This is a genomic window from Variovorax sp. 01T439_2 (assembly GCF_056398445.1).
This window is the reverse complement of sequence record NZ_JBFTPJ010000969.1, coordinates 1-2,168: the sequence shown is the minus strand read 5'-3', so window position 1 is coordinate 2,168 and position 2,168 is coordinate 1. Positions and strand designations below refer to the sequence as shown.

3 protein-coding genes are annotated in these 2,168 nt (G+C 68.5%); all 3 read left to right on the top strand.

Annotated elements, in window-relative coordinates:
• The coding region (locus AC1DOC_RS30545; RefSeq protein WP_478131214.1) for a substrate-binding domain-containing protein at positions 1-690 on the top strand (690 nt) is incomplete at its 5' end.
• Between the two features lie 50 nt (positions 691-740).
• Entirely contained in the window at positions 741-1,577 is an 837-nt protein-coding gene (locus AC1DOC_RS30540) for a MurR/RpiR family transcriptional regulator (RefSeq protein WP_012748508.1), read from the top strand.
• A 210-nt stretch (positions 1,578-1,787) separates the two neighbouring features.
• A partial coding sequence (locus AC1DOC_RS30535) for an MFS transporter (RefSeq protein WP_478131213.1) occupies positions 1,788-2,168 on the top strand: 381 nt, incomplete at its 3' end.

Genomic DNA, 2,168 nt, shown 5'->3' with positions numbered 1-2,168 from the left:
ATCGATGCGCTCGCGGGCTACCAGGTCGACGGCTTCATCCTCAACACCCTGGGCCGCGGCAGCAACGTGGTCGACGCGGTCACGCTGCACGGCAAGCCCGCGGTGCTGGTGGACCGCCGCCACACCGGCATGCACACCGACTTCGTCGCGCTCGACAACCATTCGGCCATGCGCGACACCTGCGGCCACCTGGTCGAGGGCGGCTACCGCGAACTGCTCTACGTGACGGAGCCGCAGAAGGGCGTGAGCTCGCGGCGCGAGCGCACGGCCGCCTTCGGTGCCTGCGTGGCCGCGCACGAGCCGCGCGTGGCGGGCGAGGTGTTCGAAAGCGTGGAGGGCGACGGCGATGCGCTCGACGAGGCATTGCGCGCGCTGCGCCAGCGCGCCAAACGGGGGCGCCGCGCGGCCGTGGTCGCGGGCAATGCGGTGGTCACGCTGCGCATCGCGCAGTCGATGGCGCGGCTGGGCTGGCAGTTCGGGCAGGACCTGGGCTTCGTCGGCTTCGACGATCCCGAATGGGCCTCGCTGATCGGCCCCGGCCTGAGCACCGTGGCGCAGCCGACCGACGCCATCGGCCGCACGGCCGCCACCTGCCTGATCGAGCGGCTGCGGGGGCTCGATGCCGCACCGCGCCAGCTGCTGCTGCCGGGGCAGCTGGTGGTGCGGGGCTCGTCGCAGGCACAGCCGTAGCGCCGCGAGGCGGCGTGGCATCATCGTGCGACGCTTCCCACCGCCCACCCATGTCCGCCGATTCCTTCGTCCGCCGCGTTCGCAGCCAGCTCGACCAGTTGCCCGCAACCGAACGCCAGCTTGCCGATTTCGTCCTGGAGTTTCCCGGCGAACTGGCCAGCTATGCGGGCAATGAACTCGCGGAACTCGCGGGCGTGTCGCCTTCCACGGTGAGCCGCTTCATCCGGCGCATCGGCTACGAGAACTATGAAGAGGCACGGCGCCACGTGCGGGAAGAAAAGCAGACCGGCTCCCCGCTGTTCCAGAACGCCACCGAAGCCTCCAAGCGCGGCCATCTCGTGGCCACGCACTTCCAGCAGTCGCAGGCCAACCTCGCGAACACCTTCGAGCGCCTGGACGACCGGCAGATGGCCGAGATCGTGAAGGCGATCATCGGCGCGGGGCAGGTGCTGATCTTCGGCACGCGCAGCAGCCATGCGTTCGCGCTGTACCTGCGCTGGCAGATCATCCAGGTGGTGCCGCGCGTCACGGCCATCCCGGGACCGGGCGAAACGCTGGCCGAGCACCTGGCGGGGCTGGGCGAGCGCGACTGCGTGATCGTGTTCGGCCTGCGCCGGCAGACCCGCCAGCTCGACACCCTGCTCGCGGCCGCGCACCGCGCCGGCGCGAAGATCGTCTACATCAGCGACCGCGCCTCGCCTGATTTCGCGGATGCCACCTGGTCGCTGCAATGCGACTGCCGCGGCCCGGGGCTGCTGGACAACCACGCGGCCGTGATGGGCGTGTGCGACCTGATCGCCACGATGGTGGTCGAGGCAGCCGGTTCGGCCGGCCGCAAGCGGCTGGCGGCGATCGAACTGGGGCACGAGGAAAACGGCGAGCTCTGAGGGGCTGAGCTGGCACCCGGCTGTCGAAGCCGAAAAAAACGGGCACGAAGCTTGCGCAGGCTTGTGACTGGATGAAATTTGGATTTCAATTGCACCAAGTAGGTGAAATCCATATGCCATTCAGGTGCGTTGCCGCCTACCATGCGTTCCGCGACACCGGGCTGCGACGCGCAAACGAGCACTTCAATCCTTTCTCTCAAGGGGTTTTCCATGGCTGGACCTGCACTCTCCTCCGGGCCCGACTCGCCCCGAGTCGCCGAGCTCGATCGCGCGCTCGACACCATCGGCGTCACGCGTTCGCACCACACGATCATCTTCCTGATCCTCATCGGCTGCCTGTTCGATGCCTTCGAGCAGAACGCGGTGGGCATCGTCGGCCCCATGCTGCGCGAGCAGTGGGGGCTGAGTGCATCGGACATCGGTTTCCTGAACACCGTCACCTTCGCCTGCGCAGCCACCGGGCGCATCGTCTCGGGCTTCATTGCCGACCGCTACGGGCGCCGCGTGATGCTGTCGATCGACCTGCTGCTGTTCACGCTCGGTGCGGGCATCTGCGCGATGGCACCGAACTTCACGGTGATGGCGCTGGGC